General features: G+C 67.2%; 11 protein-coding genes. 4 read left to right on the top strand and 7 right to left on the bottom strand.

Annotated features, from left to right (window positions below; genetic code table 11):
- Window positions 1-10: 10 nt before the first annotated feature.
- From ACGFSA_RS14555 to pglW, 6 genes are all read right to left on the bottom strand, one after another.
- Window positions 11-289, bottom strand: a complete 279-nt coding sequence (locus ACGFSA_RS14555) for a hypothetical protein (protein ID WP_393304014.1) — start codon at window positions 287-289, stop codon at window positions 11-13.
- A gap of 334 nt (window positions 290-623) precedes the next feature.
- Complete coding sequence (pglX, locus tag ACGFSA_RS14550) at window positions 624-4,376, bottom strand: BREX-2 system adenine-specific DNA-methyltransferase PglX (RefSeq protein WP_393304038.1); 3,753 nt, start codon at window positions 4,374-4,376, stop codon at window positions 624-626.
- Window positions 4,377-4,532: 156 nt separating this feature from the next.
- Complete coding sequence (locus tag ACGFSA_RS14545) at window positions 4,533-6,008, bottom strand: hypothetical protein (RefSeq protein WP_393304012.1); 1,476 nt, start codon at window positions 6,006-6,008, stop codon at window positions 4,533-4,535.
- On the bottom strand, window positions 6,005-7,390 hold the full coding sequence (locus tag ACGFSA_RS14540; protein WP_393304010.1) for a KGGVGR-motif variant AAA ATPase: 1,386 nt from the start codon (window positions 7,388-7,390) through the stop codon (window positions 6,005-6,007). Before ACGFSA_RS14540 ends, ACGFSA_RS14545 begins: the two co-directional genes overlap by 4 nt.
- A complete protein-coding gene (locus ACGFSA_RS14535) occupies window positions 7,387-7,872 on the bottom strand; it encodes a hypothetical protein (protein ID WP_393304008.1) in 486 nt (161 codons plus the stop codon). Before ACGFSA_RS14535 ends, ACGFSA_RS14540 begins: the two co-directional genes overlap by 4 nt.
- A gap of 310 nt (window positions 7,873-8,182) precedes the next feature.
- Window positions 8,183-12,601, bottom strand: a complete 4,419-nt coding sequence (gene pglW / locus ACGFSA_RS14530; RefSeq protein ID WP_393304006.1) for a BREX system serine/threonine kinase PglW — start codon at window positions 12,599-12,601, stop codon at window positions 8,183-8,185.
- 838 nt (window positions 12,602-13,439) lie between these two features.
- Between pglW and ACGFSA_RS14525 the strand changes: the two genes are divergently transcribed.
- Both ACGFSA_RS14525 and ACGFSA_RS14520 read left to right on the top strand, forming a co-directional pair.
- Complete coding sequence (locus tag ACGFSA_RS14525; RefSeq protein WP_393304004.1) at window positions 13,440-13,562, top strand: hypothetical protein; 123 nt, start codon at window positions 13,440-13,442, stop codon at window positions 13,560-13,562.
- Window positions 13,563-13,887: 325 nt separating this feature from the next.
- Window positions 13,888-14,424: a hypothetical protein gene (locus tag ACGFSA_RS14520; RefSeq protein ID WP_393304002.1), complete on the top strand. Its 537-nt coding sequence runs from the start codon at window positions 13,888-13,890 to the stop codon at window positions 14,422-14,424.
- Between the two features lie 222 nt (window positions 14,425-14,646).
- Here ACGFSA_RS14520 and ACGFSA_RS14515 read toward each other — a convergent pair whose 3' ends face one another.
- Complete coding sequence (locus tag ACGFSA_RS14515) at window positions 14,647-15,027, bottom strand: helix-turn-helix domain-containing protein (RefSeq protein WP_393304000.1); 381 nt, start codon at window positions 15,025-15,027, stop codon at window positions 14,647-14,649.
- A 30-nt stretch (window positions 15,028-15,057) separates the two neighbouring features.
- On the opposite strand from ACGFSA_RS14515, the gene ACGFSA_RS14510 reads away from it, so the two are divergent.
- Window positions 15,058-15,969 carry a hypothetical protein gene (locus ACGFSA_RS14510; protein WP_393303998.1) on the top strand — a complete coding sequence of 304 codons (912 nt, stop codon included), beginning with the start codon at window positions 15,058-15,060 and terminating at the stop codon, window positions 15,967-15,969.
- An 83-nt stretch (window positions 15,970-16,052) separates the two neighbouring features.
- On the top strand, window positions 16,053-17,729 hold the full coding sequence (locus ACGFSA_RS14505) for a hypothetical protein (RefSeq protein ID WP_393303996.1): 1,677 nt from the start codon (window positions 16,053-16,055) through the stop codon (window positions 17,727-17,729).
- The last annotated feature ends 180 nt before the right edge of the window (window positions 17,730-17,909 follow it).

Here is a 17,909-nt window from a genome sequence, read left to right as displayed (position 1 = left end):
GCGCACGCAGCTACCCGCCGTGGGGTGCGTCCCCAGAGGTCAGCCGAGCCGGGTCGGCCCTCTCACCGGTCCTGCCGTCGTCGGTGTTCTCGATACCCATGTCCTCGTCCTCGTCCTCGTCGGGCACGTACGGCAGGCGCATCCCGCGCGACTCGGCAACCCGCAGCGCATCGCTGAGGCATTCGGCGAGCCTGATCCCGGCGTACCGCACCTCGCTGTACGGGGACATGGTGTTCCCCAGCACCGCGCGGGCGTGGTCGAGGATCTCGATCCCCATCTCCAGCTGCACTGTCTCCGTCTCATCGGCCAGCCGGGAGAAGTGGCTGCTCCCGTCGTCGGCGACGAGGAAACAGGGCTTGCCCTCAGGTGCCGTCCAGGGGGCAGGCGCGGCGGCGTAGTGAGCGGTACGACGGACTGAGTTGCGGCGTTCGGCAGGGCGTCCATCAGGCAGCCACCCCCTGCGCACCGATCACATGCAGATCGAGGTCCAGCCAGAGTCGGCAGCGGGCACGAGGGCGAGCCGTCGGCGTCGCTGCGCGAGCCGAACGATGGCGAGACTGCCTGACGGGCAGGGGGCCTTCCCCGCGTCTGCGCGAAGGCCCCCTCCACTGCTGCCCCGCACCCTACTCGGCGGCCTTCCTTCGGCCGGCCCGCCTATTCTCCGGGCGCCAGGCACGTAGATCATCATGTGACAGGTTGCGGTCCACAGATCCACGGTTCAGCGCGGTCTGGAATTCCTGGGCGGGGTTGTCGCCCCACTCCTCGTCGTAAGCGTCGTACCACTGGTGGACCCACGGCATGGTCTCCTGCAACCCCGCGAGCAGGGGCACGAAGCGCGGATCATCCGTGCTCCAACCGTCCACCGAGGAACGGTCCATGAGCAGGTTCACCAGGGCCTCGGCCTGGTCACGGTGGTTCCAGCCGGCCCAGCCGAGGAGGAGGGACGGGTCGTTGTCCGTGGAGGCGCCGGGATAGGAGACGAATCGCTCCTTGGGCACGTCGAGCTTGCCGCGGTTCGACCAGTAGGAGTGCTTGAGAAAATCGGCGCCGGTGTACTTCGGCGGCACCTTGATGTCGAGCCGTTCCCCGGTCCGGTCCTCCTCGCGCTGCTGCTCCCATACGTGCTCCCACTGCTCGCGCTTACGCAGGCCGGACTCCTTGTAGCGGAGGGCAGCGAGGTACGGGACATGCTCGGCCTCGATGACGGCTGCGAGCACAGTGGCGAGCGAGGCGTCACGGTTGTCGAGGTGGTCGGCAGCGTAGAGCGCGGCGACGGCTTGGACGTCCTCATCGTGCCGTAGGGCGTCGGCGAGCTGGAACACGGAGAGCGTGCGGGGCGCGATGTAGTCGTTGCGCTCCTCGAACCACAGATCCTTGCGCTCGGCAGCATCGAGCAACCAGGCCCGCAGGGCAGCCGCCTCGCGCTTCTTCCAGGACTCGATGGACCAGCGCCTCTTGTACTCGGGGCGCTCCAGCAGCCGGATGTCCTTGTTCGACTCTATGATGTCGAGCCGCGCCTGAACGACCTGGCGGTACGCCTTGGGCCAGTCGGCCGGGATCTCAGTAGTGGCCGTTTCCGTTGAATGATGGCGGTCGAACCAGGCGGTGTCGGCCTCGCCAGCGTCGACCTGGCGCTTGAGGGCGATCTCGAAAGCCCGCTCGCCGAGCCGAAGGCGCAGCACGTCGGCGCCCCCCAGGCCGACAGGGTCGCCGCCGAGCGTGGTACGCGCCACTTCCTTGGGCGTAAGCAGTCCGTAAGCCCCGTACACGGCCCAGTCCAGCTCCTCCTGCAAGAGGATCATGCAGGAACGGATCCGCTCTTGCGCCTCGGAGGCGTCGAGCATGACGGAACGGGTGGGGGTGCCGGACGCAGTGAGGGCGGAAGGCTCGTACTCGCCCAACTGCTGGGCGAGTGTGTCAAGTTCGCGGGCGAGGGCGAGCGGGAGCTCTGACGGGAGCGGGAATTCCTGAAGCTTGGTACCGGTAAATTCGTAGCGCTCCTCCCATTCCTCGTCTTGCACTCCGCGCCCGAGGCCACTGCCCCCCTTACCCTGGCTAACCTGCTTCAACCAGAAGCAAGCCGCCGAGGAGTTCAGCACCCCCATCAACTCAAGATGCTGCTCCTCGGTCGCCTTCTCCGGAAGCTTGATCACCGGCGCGGAACGATTGAACACCTTTCCGCCGCGATCCAGCACAAAGTGATTATGCGTGGCCACAAAAGCGAAAGCGATGGAAAGCGGCTCCCGGTACCTCCTCGGAAAGAACATACTGTGATCGAACCAGCGGAGACCACGCTGTTCGGGTGTCTCTCCGAAGTCCAATCGTTCACGCAAAACTGTGCGGTTGCGCCATACGAATCGACATTCCGAGTCATCGATATCCCTCGCCCATCCCCTGATATTCGTGGGCGCGATCGTGACATAGGGGAAAAAAGTGCAAGTGCTTGGCTGAATACCGTACTCGCGGACTTCCTCACCCAGGATGACGGGCACGGTACCTAGTGACAACTGACGAGTGTCAGCAGCAGACGGCGGCATGTAATACGCCTCATCGAGCCCTGTGTGCGTGGTGCGCCCGAGCTCCGCCACAGCTACGCCCAGACGCCTAGGCGCCTTTTCAATCGCACCCATGACGCTGGGGGCACCACCCCCGGACAGAGTCCAGGGAAATTTAGAGAACCGAACGCGCTCAGCATCCTCTACCGAGACCCACTTCGACTCATACCCAGGTTTCCCAACATTCCTGACGATCGCCTGCCAAACCTCTCCTTGCGCAGCTTCAGGCGGCACGCCGGCTTCTCCCTGCACACCCAGCACAGCCCGGATCGGGTCCGCCTGCCGTGCCATCTGATTCCGCCCGGCTAGAATCACCGTCGGTGTCCCATGCCCCGGAATGTAAGCCCCGGAGGTGTCAATAATGTGCGAGAGCTCCACGCCTCCGAAGTCGCGCTTCTTCCTGCTCTTCGGGTCCTTGTACGGCCCGCCGTGGAAGTACGACTCGATGAGGAGCTTCCCGAATTCCCGCTTCATGAAGGAGTTCGAGGTGATCTGTCCGGTGAATCCACCATTCCGCTGGTCGCCACTGGATCGGATCGCCAGCTCAAAAATCCGCTGGGCGAACGGCACCGACAGTGCGTACTGACGTGAGCAGGCCCAGTACACATCCCGGTAATTCTGGTTCTCTTGCTTGTCCTTGACCGTGATGTACGGCGGGTTAGCCACGACCACGTGATACGAGCCGCGCCCCAGCAGATCCGTACTCTCGACGTACTCCTGGACGTCCTCCGTCCGGTACGTGAACACCTCGCGCTCGACGTCGTCGAACGTCTGCCCGTCCTCCTGACCGGCCTCCCGACCGTGCAGCAGCGAGTCCCCCACCGCAATCCGGATCGGCAAGGAGGGAGCCCGTCGGAGCTCGCGTACTTCGCCCTCCTTCAGCGCCGCGACCAGCAGCCGGAAGCGGGCGATGGAGGCCGCGTACGGGTTCTTGTCCGCGCCGTGCACGGACTCCAGAGCACGGCGGATTAGTAGCCACCGGTCCGTGCCCGGCTCCAGCTCGCGCCACTTCGCGAGAATCCGCTCGAACAGGCCGAGCAGGAAGTGGCCTGAGCCGCACGCGGGGTCGATGCAGCGCAGGCCGCGCACTTGATCGTCCTCGTCCAGCTCGCCCCGCCAGTCGTCCGGCTTGTGCTTCCAAACCGGGTCGAGGCCGAATTCCTCGACAGCCGGTTCCAGCGTGAGGTCGAGGATGAACTCCTCCACGAAGACCGGGGTCTGGAGCAGCGCGTACGTCTTGCGGGCGTGCTCGGAGAGGTCCTGGTAGAGGTCGCCGAGGAAGCGGGTGTTCAGCTCCGGGTCGGTAAAGTCGTAGCGGACCTCGTTGTCCGCGCCCCGTTCGCGCCAGAAGGCGAGCAGTCGGGCCGCCGCCTCGTAGGACGGCGTGACCTCCCCCATCGGGTTGTGGCGCTCGTCGAAGAGAGCCGCCGCCGTCGGGTGCGCGTCGGCGAGGGCGTCGAAGGAGGCCTTCAGCCAGTCACGGTCGTTCTGGTCTGGGTGCTTCCGGAAGTGCTCCTCGTGGCGGTCCTGGGCCTCAAGTAGACGCTCGCCGGGGCCGGACAGCCAGGCGTCGCGGATGAGCCCGTTGTCCTCGCTGAAACGGACGAAGACGCAAGCCAGGACCCAGGCTGCGGCAATCTGCACCAGGCGTCCGTCGAGCCATGTCCCGTAAGTGCCGCCGTCCGTTCGATCCGCAGCCACGGCATGCTGGTACTCGGCCGCAAGAGACCCGCTGAACGGCTCTTCCCGCGCCCTCGCCCGGAGGTCGTCCTCCAGCAGCGCGACCTGCTTCTGCAATTCCTTGAGCAGGCTCTCGAACATCGCCTCGCGGTCCTGCGACGCACCCGTCGTCGTACGGGCTTCCTCAGACGACACCGGCGGAACCTCTTCCCATCCCCGACAAGCCTGCCGCGTGGTCACGGCGTATCCGTCCATCCTGCCAGCCTGGCCGCCCGGTCCGGCAGCCAGCCGCCGGAGCTACACCTTCGGACGCGGCACCCCGCCCCGGCGCCCGAGCCCGAACGCGATCCGGTACACATCGGGCAAGTCCAGGCGTCCGTCACGACGGGGCGGAGTCATGACGCCGAGGGACATCAGCTCGTCGATCAGCCGGGGCAGATCATCAGGGTGCCGGGGGCCGGTCCGCACCAGGCGGGGTTCGTCGGCCTGCGCGTACAGGGCGGAGTCCTTCGCCAACTCAGCCGGGAGATTCTTCTCCGCCCACAGGTTCAGCACCGTCTGCTTCTCGATGGGCACCTGGCAGCCCGCGAGCGGCCGTATCGCCAGCTCCACCCACGGTGTGTCCTCGCTGACCTCGTGGACCCGCCGCTGCGAGGCCTTCTGCACCCCGGCGCGGATCGCCTCCTGATGCAGGGCCCGGTCATGGCCCCGGTAAGCGGTGTGCGTGCTATCGGCCGCCGTCAGGAGCGCCTGGAGGAAGCTACGCGGGCTGATCCTCCCGTTCCCGTCCATCAGATGGTTGGGCAGCCAGGTGTACGGCCTCCCCTTGCGGAAGTTGCTGCCCATGAAAGGGTCCGCGATCTGCTCGAACAACAGGATCTGTGACTCTTCGTCGTTGCGCAGCAGCAGCGGTGGGACGTGGCGTGTGCCCTCAGCTTCGGAGACCCAGCCCCCCGTGATCCGCTGGAACCGTCGGGCCGTCTCACTGTCCTCGTTGCCCAGGCAGTGGAAGAGCAGCCCGTACAGATCGGTCTGCGTCCAGGTCAGCTCGGCCGCGTAACCCGACAGCTTCGAGGCGTCCGGGAAGTGCTGCCGGGCCGAGTCGAACATGTCCGGGCGGATGAACACCTTGAGCCGGATGTTCCGGGTGCCGAAGCGCATCTGCAGGGCCAGCCGCAGGATTCCGCCGACGAGCCGGTCCGCCTGCTCGCGGTCGTTGTGCAGGTGCTCCAAGGCGTCGAAGAGCAGCAGGTGAACCAGGTTCTTGTCGTACGCCTCCCGGTCCGCGCGCTCAATCGTGCGCTGGGCCGGCTCCGGGTTGACACGCACCCAGGCCACCTTGTCCGACCAGTTGGGCAGGGCGCGCAGCTCCGGCTCACCCAGGGCGTTCAGCAGCACCGCGTACCAGATGTCGAACGTGTCCCCGGACTCCAACAGGGCCCGCAGGACCTGAGGGCTCGGGTAGGACTCGGACTGCATCGCCAGACCGTGTCCGGGCGAGACGATCACGCGGCGCAGCCGGCTGATGCGGTACTCGGCGGAGACGAGGTCGCGCAGCCCCTCGTCGAGCAGCGAGCGGTACCAGAAGGTCTTGCCGACACCCCGACCACCCGGCACCACCGTTGTGTCGACGTACAGAGCGGTGCGGTGTGAGTCCGGCATGAACAGGGTGTGCGCGGACGGCGCCCGGGTGTCGGCGTACGGGGACTCCTCCAGCGCCGTCGACAGCAGGTCGCGGTACTCGGCGGCGGTGAGCGGGGCCTCGGCCGTCATCGGGGTCCTTCCTGGTCGTCCCTGCGCTCCCGCAGGTCGGCCTCGATGCGGCGGGTCGTGGTCTCCAGGAACTCACCGTACGCGGCCTTCACGAAGCGGCGGTCCTGCCAGCCCGGAGCGTCGGCCGCGTCCATGCCCACCAGGCCCGGTTCGAACAGGATCGGGACGGCCCAATGCGGAGCGGACTCGTCGTGCAGTGCGCCGTCCTGCACTTCGTCGGCCCCGACTGCGTCGTACAGCACCTCGAAGCGCTCGTGCGCATGTGCGCGGAAACGCTCCAGATAGGACTCCAGGGGGTAGTGCACGGAGTCGGGGACCATCGAGGCGACCATGCCCAGTTTCTCCCGGATGCGCGGAGCCTGGCCCGAGGACTGCCAGGCGGCGAACAGGTCTCCGTATCCGCTCCACGTCTGGGCGTTGTCCGTGCCGAACAGAAGGGCCAGATCGCAGAGGCGGGAGATGGCGACGGCGGCGATGTCGTGGATACCGGCCCTGCTGTCCAGCAGGACCACGTCCGGACGCCGCTCGTGGTCGCCGTCCCGTGCCACCGCGTCCTCACAGGCGTGGACTGCACGCTCCAGGCGGGTCGCAAAGGAGGCATCGGGAGTGTCGGCGTAGACGCGGTTCAGCTTGTCGACGTACGCGTTCGGGATTCCCCCCGGTTCCGGGTCGCGCCCCCTCGCCGGGGCCACCCAAACCTCGCCGATGTTGTCACCGGATCGACGCGGCGCGTAGGACGAGCGGGTCACGAACTCCATGCCCTCCGCGTTGCCGACCGCGGATTCCACCAGGTAGTCGACGAGGCCATGACGGGGTAGCTCCTTGCCCATCAGCAGCGGGCCGGCACCCGGCGACTCCAGGTCCAGATCAACCACCAGAACGGCATGGCCGCGGTCCGCGAGATGGCGGGCTAGCATCACCGTGGCCGTCGACCGCCCGACTCCGCCCTTGAAGCCGTACAGCACCGTGCGATGGTTGCGAGGGCTCCCGGCCTCGGGGGCCGGTGTACTCACCCTGGCCCAGTCCTCGCCGACGACCGTGTTGTCGAGGAAGCGGACGGAGCCGGCAGCCGTCGGGCCGTCAGGATCGTCCACCACACGCGGGGAGTTCAACAACGCGCCCGCGGAGAACATTTCCGAGGCGAGCAGGACCACCCGGTCGGCCCGGTAACGGCCAATGCGGTCCTCGAACTCCGCCTCCCACTGCTCCCGGCAGCCTGCCGCCGCCTCCTCGCGGTCCGTGTCGTCGACGATGAGGGTGAAGCAGCCCAGTACGTCCCGGACCAGGAGGACAGGGAAGCCGCGTCTTGCTGCCGTTCGGGCGATGGCAAAGGCGCGCTCACGGGCCTCGTCGAAGTACACAGGGAAGGAGGAGGGTTTCACGGGAGCCTTCTGTTGATCACGGCTGTTTCATTCAGGGAAACTATGCGGTGTGCGGCTTCCCGGCGCTTGTCCACCACATCGGCTTGCAACCACCCGCCGTCACGGTAACGGTGGGCAACATTCCACCTTCTGAACGCCCGCAGATCACTGTCGAGCAGGGCGTGAAGCGGTGCGCCGGACCGACCGCTCGCGAACAGCTTGATCTCACGGACGAGTTCGTTGACATGACCGAACTCGATGATCCGCTCGGCGTCCTCCGGGTGCCTGGCCCGCGGCTTGGCAGACGGCTTCTCCTCGCCTTCCAGAGGTTCCATCTGCACCTCCGTGAAGTACAGCAGCAGGCTCTTGACCGCGCACTCGGCAGCAAACCCGTAGAGGTGGTCGGCTGAGGGCAGACGGCTGCCCTTACGGAGGTAGTCGCCGTCTAGGAAGTGCCGCAACGCGGCCGAGGCGAAGTGTTGTTGCTGGGTGGGTTCCGGCACAGGTCAGATCGTAGGCCGATCTTCTCGGAGCGGAAGGGCAATTGGGACACAAGGCCCCCTTGCGCACTGCAAGGCGCCCAGGTCGGTCCGACCGGCCGGCTGGCGAGCATCGCCCGTAGCCGAGCCCCGTAAGTATGGAGCCGACGCAGATCTGGTCAGTTGGCCAGCATCACACCCGGTCAAGAAGCTATCGATGTTGAGGTGCCTATGGGTTGCGGGGGAACTCCAGTGGCCCGCTGCACCATCGAGCGCCTCACAGGCAACGACTGCCTGCCGGGGCAGCCAAAAACAGCGGCTGCCAAGGCCCCTGTCAGCCCACCTTCTCCCACGTCCCCGACTTCAGCTCCTTCAGAAACAATCCCTTGAGCTCCACTCGCTGGGTCTCCCGGTCCACCACATCCACCGTGCGGCCGTCCAGAGCAGGCGACGCCTCGGGATCCTCCATGGGAACGAGCAGCCAGAGGCCATGCGGAGCGACGGCAGGGCGTCCCGCGGCGTTCTGTAGCGCGACCAGCAACTCCCGTCCCCCCACATCCCAGTAGCGAGCGACCAGTCCGGCCCGGTGAGCGAGGAGAACCGTGCGCGGGCCTGAAGCCGCCGCCAGCTCCTCGATACGGGCCGAGACTCGCTCCAGCGCCAGCCGTGCGTAAGAGGCAAGGCCCGCGCCGATGCTTCCCGAAGCGGCGTACGCGGCATCCGCCTTCAGCAGCGCCTGCCAGGGTGCCCCCTGCTCCTGGGCCAGCTCCCACAGCGTCGCGAGGAGCAGCTCGTCCAGGGCGAGGGGCGTCACATCGAAACGTTCCGCCAACTGTTCGGCCAAGCCGGGGAGTTCCGGACCCTTGACCGGGAGAGCGACGAAACCACCCCTCCGACGAGCCGCCTGGAGGCGGGCGGCCGTGACCCGTCGCGGGTCACGGCCGAGCGCCAGCTCGCTCTGTGCGTCCTCAATGAGCGTCCGGGTACTGGCCAGGGCGGACACCGTCTGCTCGGTGTGCCAGGCAACGGCTTCCCGGGCACGTGGCAGAAAACGCTTGCGTTGCTGGTCGTAGGCGAGCGGGAAGCCGGCCTGGTCCAGGGCCTCTTCCAGCTCCACGTAGGTGGCGTCGGCAAGCACCGCCAGGGCCGGGAAGCGGGCGCGGAGCCTGGCCAGCAGGTCGTCGGTGCCGATCCCGGTGTCCGGCCGTACCCCTGCGGCGGCCTGCGAGATCCGCAGCGCCTGGTCCAGGTGCAGGTCCAGAGGATAGAGCTCCAGGCGCGGAGAGACTCCGATGTCCCGTGCCATGGCGGCGGCTAGGTCGACGAGCCGGGTGTCTGCCAGCGGGGGCATGCCCTCGGGCACACCGACCGCGCGGAGTTCCCTCAGCACCGTCACCCGGCCCGGCAGTGGGTCGCGGACAGCCACGTTGGCGGCCACGACGCCGAGTGCCGCCGCGTAGTCGGCAAGTTCGGCGGGTGTCGGCTCGTCCGCACCGGGCTGGTCCTCCAGCGCCAGTAGCACGCGGCCGTCACGCCGCAGCATGGCCAGCCGTGCCGGAGCCTCCGAGCCGACGTCCTCGTCCCGCTTACGGGCCTCCGTGTCCACCGCCGCGCGGACCACTGCCAGCGCCCGGGCCGGCGTATCGACCGCATCGCCGTCACCCGCCCCGTGCCGGACGCGCAGCTCGTCCGCCAACTCCACGGCGGTCATCACTCTGCCCTGCTCGGACAGTATCGCCGCCAGCTCGTCCCGGATCCGGTCCATCCACGGCAGGCCCGCCCACCGCTCGACCGCGGCAAGCTGGTGCGCGGAAACCGTGTTCTGGCTGATGTCGAGCGCCTTCGCGATGGCGGTCTGCACCGGCCAGTCCCCCAGGTCGGCACCACCCGGCAACTGGAGGGTGGCGCGTACGACATCGGGACGCGGCTTCGTACGACGCCCCTGATTCTCCGAAGGCATGAGCCGCGCGGCCAGCGTCTCCACCGACTCCAGCGCCTCCTCCGGGGCGTCCAAAGCAATTGCCGCCGGTTTGCGTGACTCCGGGCGCTTGCGAAGGTCATGCGACCACTGGCGGTGGCGGCGGTTGAGCTCCTTACGGATCGCGTTCCCAGCGCCGCGAGCACGGGAGATCGTGTGCGCGGGAACATCGAGCAGCGCCCCGACCGTCGAGGCACCGAGAGAAGCGGCCACCGACACGGCACGCGGCGACAGGCCCGCCGCATCCAGCGGCGTTCTCAGGTCGGCGGCTGCCGCAGCCTGCTCACGGGCATCCTCGATGTCCTCGGCGGCCATTCCGACGGTGGCAGGCGTGGTCGCCGGACGCGCCGAGTCGGCCGTACGGAACAACCGACGCCATGCCTCCTGCAGGTCGCGCAGGCTGTCGTAACGCTGCTCCGCGTCACGGTGCAGCGCACGCTCGAAGAACTCGGTCAGGCCCTGGCTCAATGCCTGATCGAACAGCTCGGAGGCGACATACAACTTGGCATTCGTGACCGTCAGCGGATCGACCGTGCCGTCGCCCCACACGGGACGTTCACCGGACGCCATCTCATGCAACGTGACGGCGGCGGCGTACCACTCGGCGTGGTCGTCGTAGCGGGCGCGACGGCTCCCGCCGAGGAAGGGGTCGAGATAGCCGCGTGTCCCCGCCTGGACGTCCCTGTCCGGAACGTCGGCCAGCGAGAAGTCGAACAGCATGAGTTGCCAGGAGCCGTCGCTGCGCCGGAACAGGCCGAGGTTGTCCGGTTTGATGTCGCGGTGGCGCACGCCCCGTGCAGCCAGAGCATCCAAGGCCGCGAAGAGGTCGTTGCCGAAACGCTCCAGCTGGTCGTAACCCAGCCGTCCCTCACCGCGCAGACGCGAACCGAGACTGACCGGGTCCCGGTCGCCAGGCGGGCGGAAGCCCCCCGCGTACTCGATCTCTAGCACCGTGCGACCGCCGACCTCACGGGGGTCCGCCAGCAGCTTGACGATCTGACCACCGCCGACCTCTTTGAGGGCAGCGGCCTCGGCGTACAGGCGGGCGTCCTTCTCGTGGTCAAGGGCGATCTTGAAGACCCGCGGGAAGTCCGCCTGCCCGTCGACAGCGTCCCCGGTCCGACGCACGAGCAGTGCGCGAGCCGTGGCGCCGGTGCCGAGCACCCGGGTGACTGTCCAGGTGCCGTCCAACGGCTGCCCGGGCTGCACCGTCAACGGGTCCGCGACCGGCGCGCCCGCCGATTCGGGGATCGCCGCATCCGCCTCGGCCTCGTCCAGCAACCGCAGGAACTCGTCGGCCGAGACCGGCCGGTGGCGTACGTCAGCCGCGGTGGCCTGGAAGACTAGATCGTCGAGAACCGTGGACACGCCGTCGGCGACCGCGTACGGGTGCAGCCCTCCCTCGCCTGCCAGCCGGTCCACCAGCGCGCTGCGGCGCTCGGCGGGCGGTCGGCCGGTCAGCAGCAGATACGCCAGACTGCCCAGACCGAACACATCGAGATCCACCGGGTCGGCGAACTCCTGGCCGGACTCGGGGGCGAGGTAGACCTGCGCGACATCCGCGATCAGCCCGGAGTCCAGCGGGCTGTCTCCCAGGGAACGATGCAGTGTCGTCCGGAAGTCACGCGCCGCGGTCTGCCAGTCCGCAACCCTGATGACCGGATCGTTGCCGTCCTCGTCGGCCGAGACGTACACCGAACGGGCCGAGAGGGCACGGTGGTACAGCGACCGGTTGTGCGCATATCGGACCGCCTCGGCGAGCTGGCGCACCATGTCCAGCCGGTCCTTGGGGGTCAGCCGGCTGCCGTACGCGTCGAGGTAGGCGTCGAGGCGCAGGTCCGAGACGCGGTGGCGGAACAGGATCGCCGGACCGCCGGCATGCTCCCGGATCTGCACCGCTTGCACGATGCCGCGGTGGTTGATGCCCTGCAGAACCTGATACTCACGGCGAGCCGCCCGGTCCACCGCGTCGCGCTGCTGCGTTGAGGCTGCCTGGCCGGCGAGGTAGATCCTGACCCGGCCGCTCTCCTTCACCAGGCCGTCGTCGCGGGTCGCGAGCCGGTCCTCCCAGCCGGGGCCTGCGTCCAGGGCACGCGGCTCTAGACGCCAGTCGCCGCCGAAGCGCAGGTGAGCCATGGAGTGGCTGACGCCGATGTGCTTCATCAGCTTTTCAAGCAACAGACCGGTCCGCTGGGTGACGCGCCAGCTCTCGCGCTCGGGGGGGAGGCCCAGCAGGCCGTCCCAGATTCCCGGAAGTCCGCTGCCGCCGTCATTGCGCCCGTACACAGCGGTGCGCTGGAACTCGTCGAGCTCGCTGTTCAAGTCGGGGTCGTGCAGGAAGACCGCCGGCTTGATGAAGGGGACCTGCCTCGGGTCCTCGTTCAGCGCACGCGCCGCACGAGTGAGCTGTTCCTTCAACTCCTTGGCCTTGAGATCGGTGAGATGTAGCGGGTTCTTGAGCGTGCGTACCCGCTCGTCGTGGAACTGCCAGGTGTCACCGTGATTCACCACCCTTCCCGGGTGGCCCTTCAGCTCCAGCAGGTAAAGGCCACCAGGCACAGCGATCAGCAGATCACACTCGTTGACCCGTCCGGAGGCACCGGTGAACTGGAACGTCGCCCACGCCCGGTGCGGCTCGACTTGCGGCATCAGCTCGCGTACATGGTCCAGCCCCTCCTGCTCCCATCCGAACCACGAACGGCGCGGCTGGAACCAACGCTCCCTGCGCAGAGGAGGACCGGGCTTCGGAGCGGACGGCCGCGCGGCTGACGTCACCGGGAGACCTCCAAGAGGATCGGCTCGGGCAGGACAAGGACAGAGACATAGAGACAGGGGACTTTGACCAGGGCCAGGGAGCGCCCATTACCTGCCAGCGTGACTCCCGTCACACACCATCGCACCTGCCCTTACCCACCGTCCCGGCCACATCTTAGTAGCTAGCCGTCGGCAGCCTGGATTCCCGCGGCGCTGGCCACGCTTACTCCACTGAGCTCGTTAAAGGCTGGCCGACTGGTGTAGACATCTCGCTCACGGGCCACAAATGCGGCGTATCGCTCTTGACCTCACGCCTACAACAACAAGCGAGAGGGAGACTTCCTGGTTCAGCGACGTGTGGCGTGACAAGCCACGCACAGGGCGACAGCCAGGAACACGTTCGCGACCGTTCGAAGCACTCTTCTCCATCCATCCCCCTCCGTCGGGGCTATCCACTGTTCGGCCCATCCGGATGGCTACTTGTCCAGCCAGCGGCTAATCGTGTTCCATGCACCTCCCCGGCCCCCGTTTTCATCGCACGGTGACTCTCGCCGTGATCGATGCACAAGAGCGCGTAGCCCTCTTTCCACTTTTTGATTCCATCCACAAGCACTGGACTTTGCCCCACTGCCCGGTCCGGCTGGTCGAGTCCTACACTGAGGCCGCCCTGAGGCTAGGAACACGTTGCTTCAGCGGCTCGGCTCTCCGATGGGGACCAGTTGTCGGACGAAGATGGGCCGCTCCGCCCTCGAGTGGCGCGCCACGAGTGCGGATGGAGGAGCGTGTGTTTCTAGCTCGCACTAAGGCACCCTTGGCCTCCAACTCGATCCACAGAGGAGGGCGGTCTGGGCTGGCTGCCATGTGGGCAGCGCGGGCGATGCTCTCGTCGCTCTTGAAGGAGCCCCACCTCGACAGCACGGCGACCCTGGTCGACGGCTACCTCGACGGCTGGCTACCCGACGGCCCAATCACTCTTGGTTGAGCTCCATGATGGCGCGCGCTCAACTGCACGAGCACTCACCGGCGCCGTAGGGTCAGTCCACCAAGCGCAAACCCCGAACCAGGAGACTCGTGCGCCCCCTGCGGGGATGCACAGCGACGAACACCCCAAGGAGGACCACTGCTGTGGTTGCGCAAGCTCCCCTTCGACGCAATGGTTTGCGCGCACCCTCTGTTGCATAGGTGAGATTCAGCAAGGGGCCCCGCGATGACACACGGTGGCTCTAGAGTGACGCTTGCGTGCAAGGTTGCGGGCGGACTCGCACGCAACAGCGGCTAGCTGTAGGGAGTTTGATGGGGAGTCGGCAATGAGTGACATGCTCTTCCATCGTCTCGACGCGGAGGAACACGCTGCTCGGGAGTTGGTTGCCCGACTGCGCGCTGAGATCGCCGAGACCGAGGAGCGACTGGCAGCACTTGCAATCACTCGGCGTACTGCAGCGCAGCTTCTCGAAGAGACGCTGCCTGGGAAACCGACTGCGAGTGGGGGATCCGCCGAAGGCCGCGACGGGGTTCATGCACAGTCCTCCACGAATGGCGCTTCAGGAGCCACCGAGTCGGATGCAGAGTCGGCCCCCGGCGGGCAGCAGCGGCGCAGGACGGACAACCAGCAGGGTTCGAAGCTCTCTGGTCGACTTACCGAGCTGAACCGGAAGGTAGTCACTCTGGTGGGCTCGGCAGATCGACCGATGAGCCCCAAGGACGCAGTCATCCCCCTCGTCGACAAGAGTGCGCCTCGAGCAGAGATCGAGCGGATGCGTCACCGGCTCAACCGCCTGGTGAATAAGGGATTCCTGAAGCAGGTCGGACCGGGCCTGTACACCGGGGCGGAGGTGGATCGATAAGTAGCAGCGCCTAGCAGCACGTCCGTTGCCGTGAAGGATCAGCACGGCGTTGGACGGTGAATTGGTGGTGCCGCCAAGGGATCAGTCTCGGCGGCACCGAGCATGTGAGTCCGGTTAGGGGCTTCTGCATGCCGTTTTGAGGGTAGCCCACCGTCGGGTCACCTGTGGCGTGCTGAGCCCAATCCGTCCTGCCTGCACAGATGACGTGCGGGTTCCGGAGGTTCAGCAATGCATCGATCCCGGATCATTGGTACCCGGGTAGAGACCCACGCCGAGCCCGTCCTCCAGACGGCTCAACGTCGCCACGTCCGGCCAGCTACTGCCAGCGAGGAGATTCGCGACCGCCTGACGGTTGACGCCACTGAGAGCGGCGACGCGTCGCAGACCCAGCCCCTGAAGGGTCATTTGCCTGGTCAGGCCTTGTGCGACCGCCTGCACAATCCTGGCCTGGGGCTGGTCAACGAACGTCGCCTCGGGCCAGTTCTCCGGGTCCCGAGCCAGCTCCCGCGGCGGCCTGCTGCGGCCTCGTCCTCCGGTCATGCGCATGCGCTCCTGACTGTCGAAGTGCACACTCACGAAACAGGTGGCCACTTGTGTAGCCACTTTTCGTGGTGCGTTCCTTTGGAGACGGCAATGAGCGGCGCGATCCTCGGCTACCAGCCGTTGGAAAAGCCATCGGAGTGGCCCTTGGTCGCCGATGGCGTTCGCATGGTGGCCGCCGCGACCTGCGATTCCGTCCCATATCCAGTCCCGAAAGTGATGCTGGCGCTCTCCGGTCTGGCCATGTACGCCGAGCGCGTCGGCATTGCCCGCGACCCTCTGGCATGGCTGGCGCCAGAGGTGATGACGCGATACCTGCTCGCACGGACGAAACTCGAAGGCAGTTCCGTCCAGACGTACCGGAGCATCCTCCTGCGCATCCGCGAAGCCTTGCTGTGGTTGGAGTACGGCCAGCAGCCCACGCCCCGAATGAGTGCCAAGCGCCAGCGCGCAGCCCCGTACACCCCGCCTGAACTCGCCCGCTACCTGATGTGGGCCCGCACACTGCCCCCTACGTCCGCCATCGGCGGCAGCGCGCTGGCCCTGCTGGCCCTCGGCGCCGGCTGCGGACTGGCACGCCGCGAGGTGCTGGCCATCCGCGGCACCGACATCACCGTGCTGCCGTCGGAGGCGGTGGTCGTCGCAGTACCGGGCAGCGACCGGCTGGTGGTCTGCCGAGCGATGTGGGAGGAGGCCCTCGCTGCAAGGGCGTGTGCCGCGGGTGACCGATACCTGTTCCTGCCTCAACGCCAAGTCGCCGACCCGAAGAACGGTGTGTCCAACTGGGCCGAGCGGACGCTGAAGGGTGCATCGGGGCTTCCCGAACTGAAGCTGGCCCGGCTGCGTAGCACCTGGATCGTTGAGCTCCTGCGCCAACGTGTCCCAGAAGATGTCATCGCCACGGCGGCGGGCATGAAGTCGACTGCCGCCCTGGCCCCCTACCGAGCATCGGTCCCCCCGCTCACAACCGCGGCCACCGCCCGCATGCTGCGCGGATCGGCATGAGAACGCCCGCCGATGATCCCCGCTATCAACCTGGCAACGGCCGCCCCCGCCGCCCGTACCCGCGCTCACACGAGCCGTCCGAGATGGCCGACAGCAAGGTCATGAAGCTTCGGCGCACGCTCCATCAGAGTGGCGTCGTTGAGATGATCGAGGCCCAGTTTGCAGGGCTGCCGGGGCCGCCCGGCTACCCCATCCGTCTGGTTCTGCTCGGCCTGGTCTGCGCAAGCTACGAGAGGACCAGCAGCAACCTCGACGACGCTTTCGAGATCATGACGTTCGGCACCAGCGAGCGGCTGCGCGCCCACCTCTCCATTCCGACCTGCGACATCGAGGACCAGGATGCGGTCAACGCGCTCTACAACCGCTTCCACCGCGCCTGGACCCGCATGAACCGGTTGCTGGACGCTGCACCGCACCAGCGCCGCAGTCGGCTTCCCAGGGCAGCAGGCCTCAAAGTGGCCGCTCAGTGGAACGGTGAACACGGACAGCCCGCTCTCCGCCGTCTGGAAGAACTCGCCAACCGGCTGGTCACCGCCCCGGTCCGCATCGCCTTCGTGAAAGGTCTGATGCGTCATTGGCGCGGCGACAGCGCGATCGACACCACCTGCGTGCCAACTTGGGCCCGTCCCCACACACGTAAGCGCTCCGCTCTGGAGGCGAGCGCCAACTGGCATTACAAGGGAGGTGGCGACCGGGAGTTCGGCTACAGCGCCACGCTCGCCATCGCGGCTCACGCCGACCCGGACCGAGCCGGCCGCTACCCACAGCTGATCCTCGGCATGGTGCTGCACACGCCAGAGAAGGACATGGGCCGCCACGCCCACTACGTCAGCGCTGTGCTGGCGCAGCTCACCGAGCTCCGTGGCTTCACGGCGGCCGACCGCGCTTACACCAAGCTCCTCCCCGAGAACTTCCACCGGCCGATGCGCGCCCTCGGCTACATGCCCGTGCTCGACTTCACTGAGCCCCAGGTCACCTCCGCCAAGGCGGAAGGCCATCACCAGGGCGCGATCACGAAAGTGGGCCGACTCTTCTGCCCCCTCACCCCGCGCCGCTTGCTCGACCTGTACACGCAGATCCGCAGCGCCAAGAACGAGCGTGAACGCATCCCGCTTCGAGAGCAGCTGCAGGAGATCGAGGCGTACGCGCTCACCCGCAAGGACACACTCGACGATCGCGGCACCGAGCGGTTCGCCTGCCCCATCACTAAGGTCAACTGCCCCTGGGCACAGGAGCGTGAGGGCCGCGGCGCACCGACGAAGAAGGGGCCTGTACCGGTCGTCATCAACCTCGATGCCCACAGGGAGCGCACCGCGCACCCCGCCAGCCGGCCCACCGTAGAGCCCCCAACCATGCCGCTCGGCGAACGCCCCAAATGTTGCCGCCAGTCCTCCGTCACCGTGCAGGCGCACGTCATGCCCCGCACGCGGCAGGAGCTGCCTTGGCAGACGCCCTCCTGGGCCTTGGCCTACCAAACGTTGCGTGCTCACATCGAAGGTGGCAACGGGCGACTGAAGTCCGTCGACTCCGCCCTGCACGCCCGCGAGAGACGTCAGCCCCGTGGCCGCGTCGCCCAAACCCTCCTGTCCGCCATCACCGTCATGGTCCACAACATCAAGGAACTCGAGCAGTACCTGGCCGCCAGCAAGCAAAGTGCGATCACCGGCCTCGACCTCGAGCCGAACGACATCCTTGTGCCCTACCCGACGATCAGCTTGACGGTCGCGCCCCGCTCTCAGGCGCTGAGCCGCAGCCCCTGAGTGGGCACGTTCCGGGTAATTGAAGATCGACACGTCGCGAGACCGCAGGAGTCTGCCTCCACGCCTGCGGTCCCCGCGGCATGTCCGCATCCCGACCCCCGGTCCGTTCCGACGCGGACCGCCGCGCTTCCCAGCGGCCCGGCAGGCTGACTTTCACACAAGCAGGAGCTCAAACGACGA

Source organism: Streptomyces sp. NPDC048496 (genome assembly GCF_043200055.1).
In the GTDB taxonomy this organism is placed as follows: domain Bacteria; phylum Actinomycetota; class Actinomycetes; order Streptomycetales; family Streptomycetaceae; genus Streptomyces.
Note: the sequence above shows the minus strand (reverse complement) of the source record. Positions and strands in the feature narration are given on the sequence as shown.

Coding starts and splice junctions, on each gene's coding strand:
- ACGFSA_RS14520 (WP_393304002.1), top strand. CDS start 13,888: ATGAGTGACATGCTCTTCCATCGTCTCGACGCGGAGGAACACGCTGCT.
- ACGFSA_RS14510 (WP_393303998.1), top strand. CDS start 15,058: ATGAGCGGCGCGATCCTCGGCTACCAGCCGTTGGAAAAGCCATCGGAG.
- ACGFSA_RS14505 (WP_393303996.1), top strand. CDS start 16,053: ATGGCCGACAGCAAGGTCATGAAGCTTCGGCGCACGCTCCATCAGAGT.
- ACGFSA_RS14545 (WP_393304012.1), bottom strand. CDS start 6,008: ATGACGGCCGAGGCCCCGCTCACCGCCGCCGAGTACCGCGACCTGCTG.
- ACGFSA_RS14525 (WP_393304004.1), top strand. CDS start 13,440: ATGTGGGCAGCGCGGGCGATGCTCTCGTCGCTCTTGAAGGAGCCCCAC.
- pglX (WP_393304038.1), bottom strand. CDS start 4,376: ATGTTCGAGAGCCTGCTCAAGGAATTGCAGAAGCAGGTCGCGCTGCTG.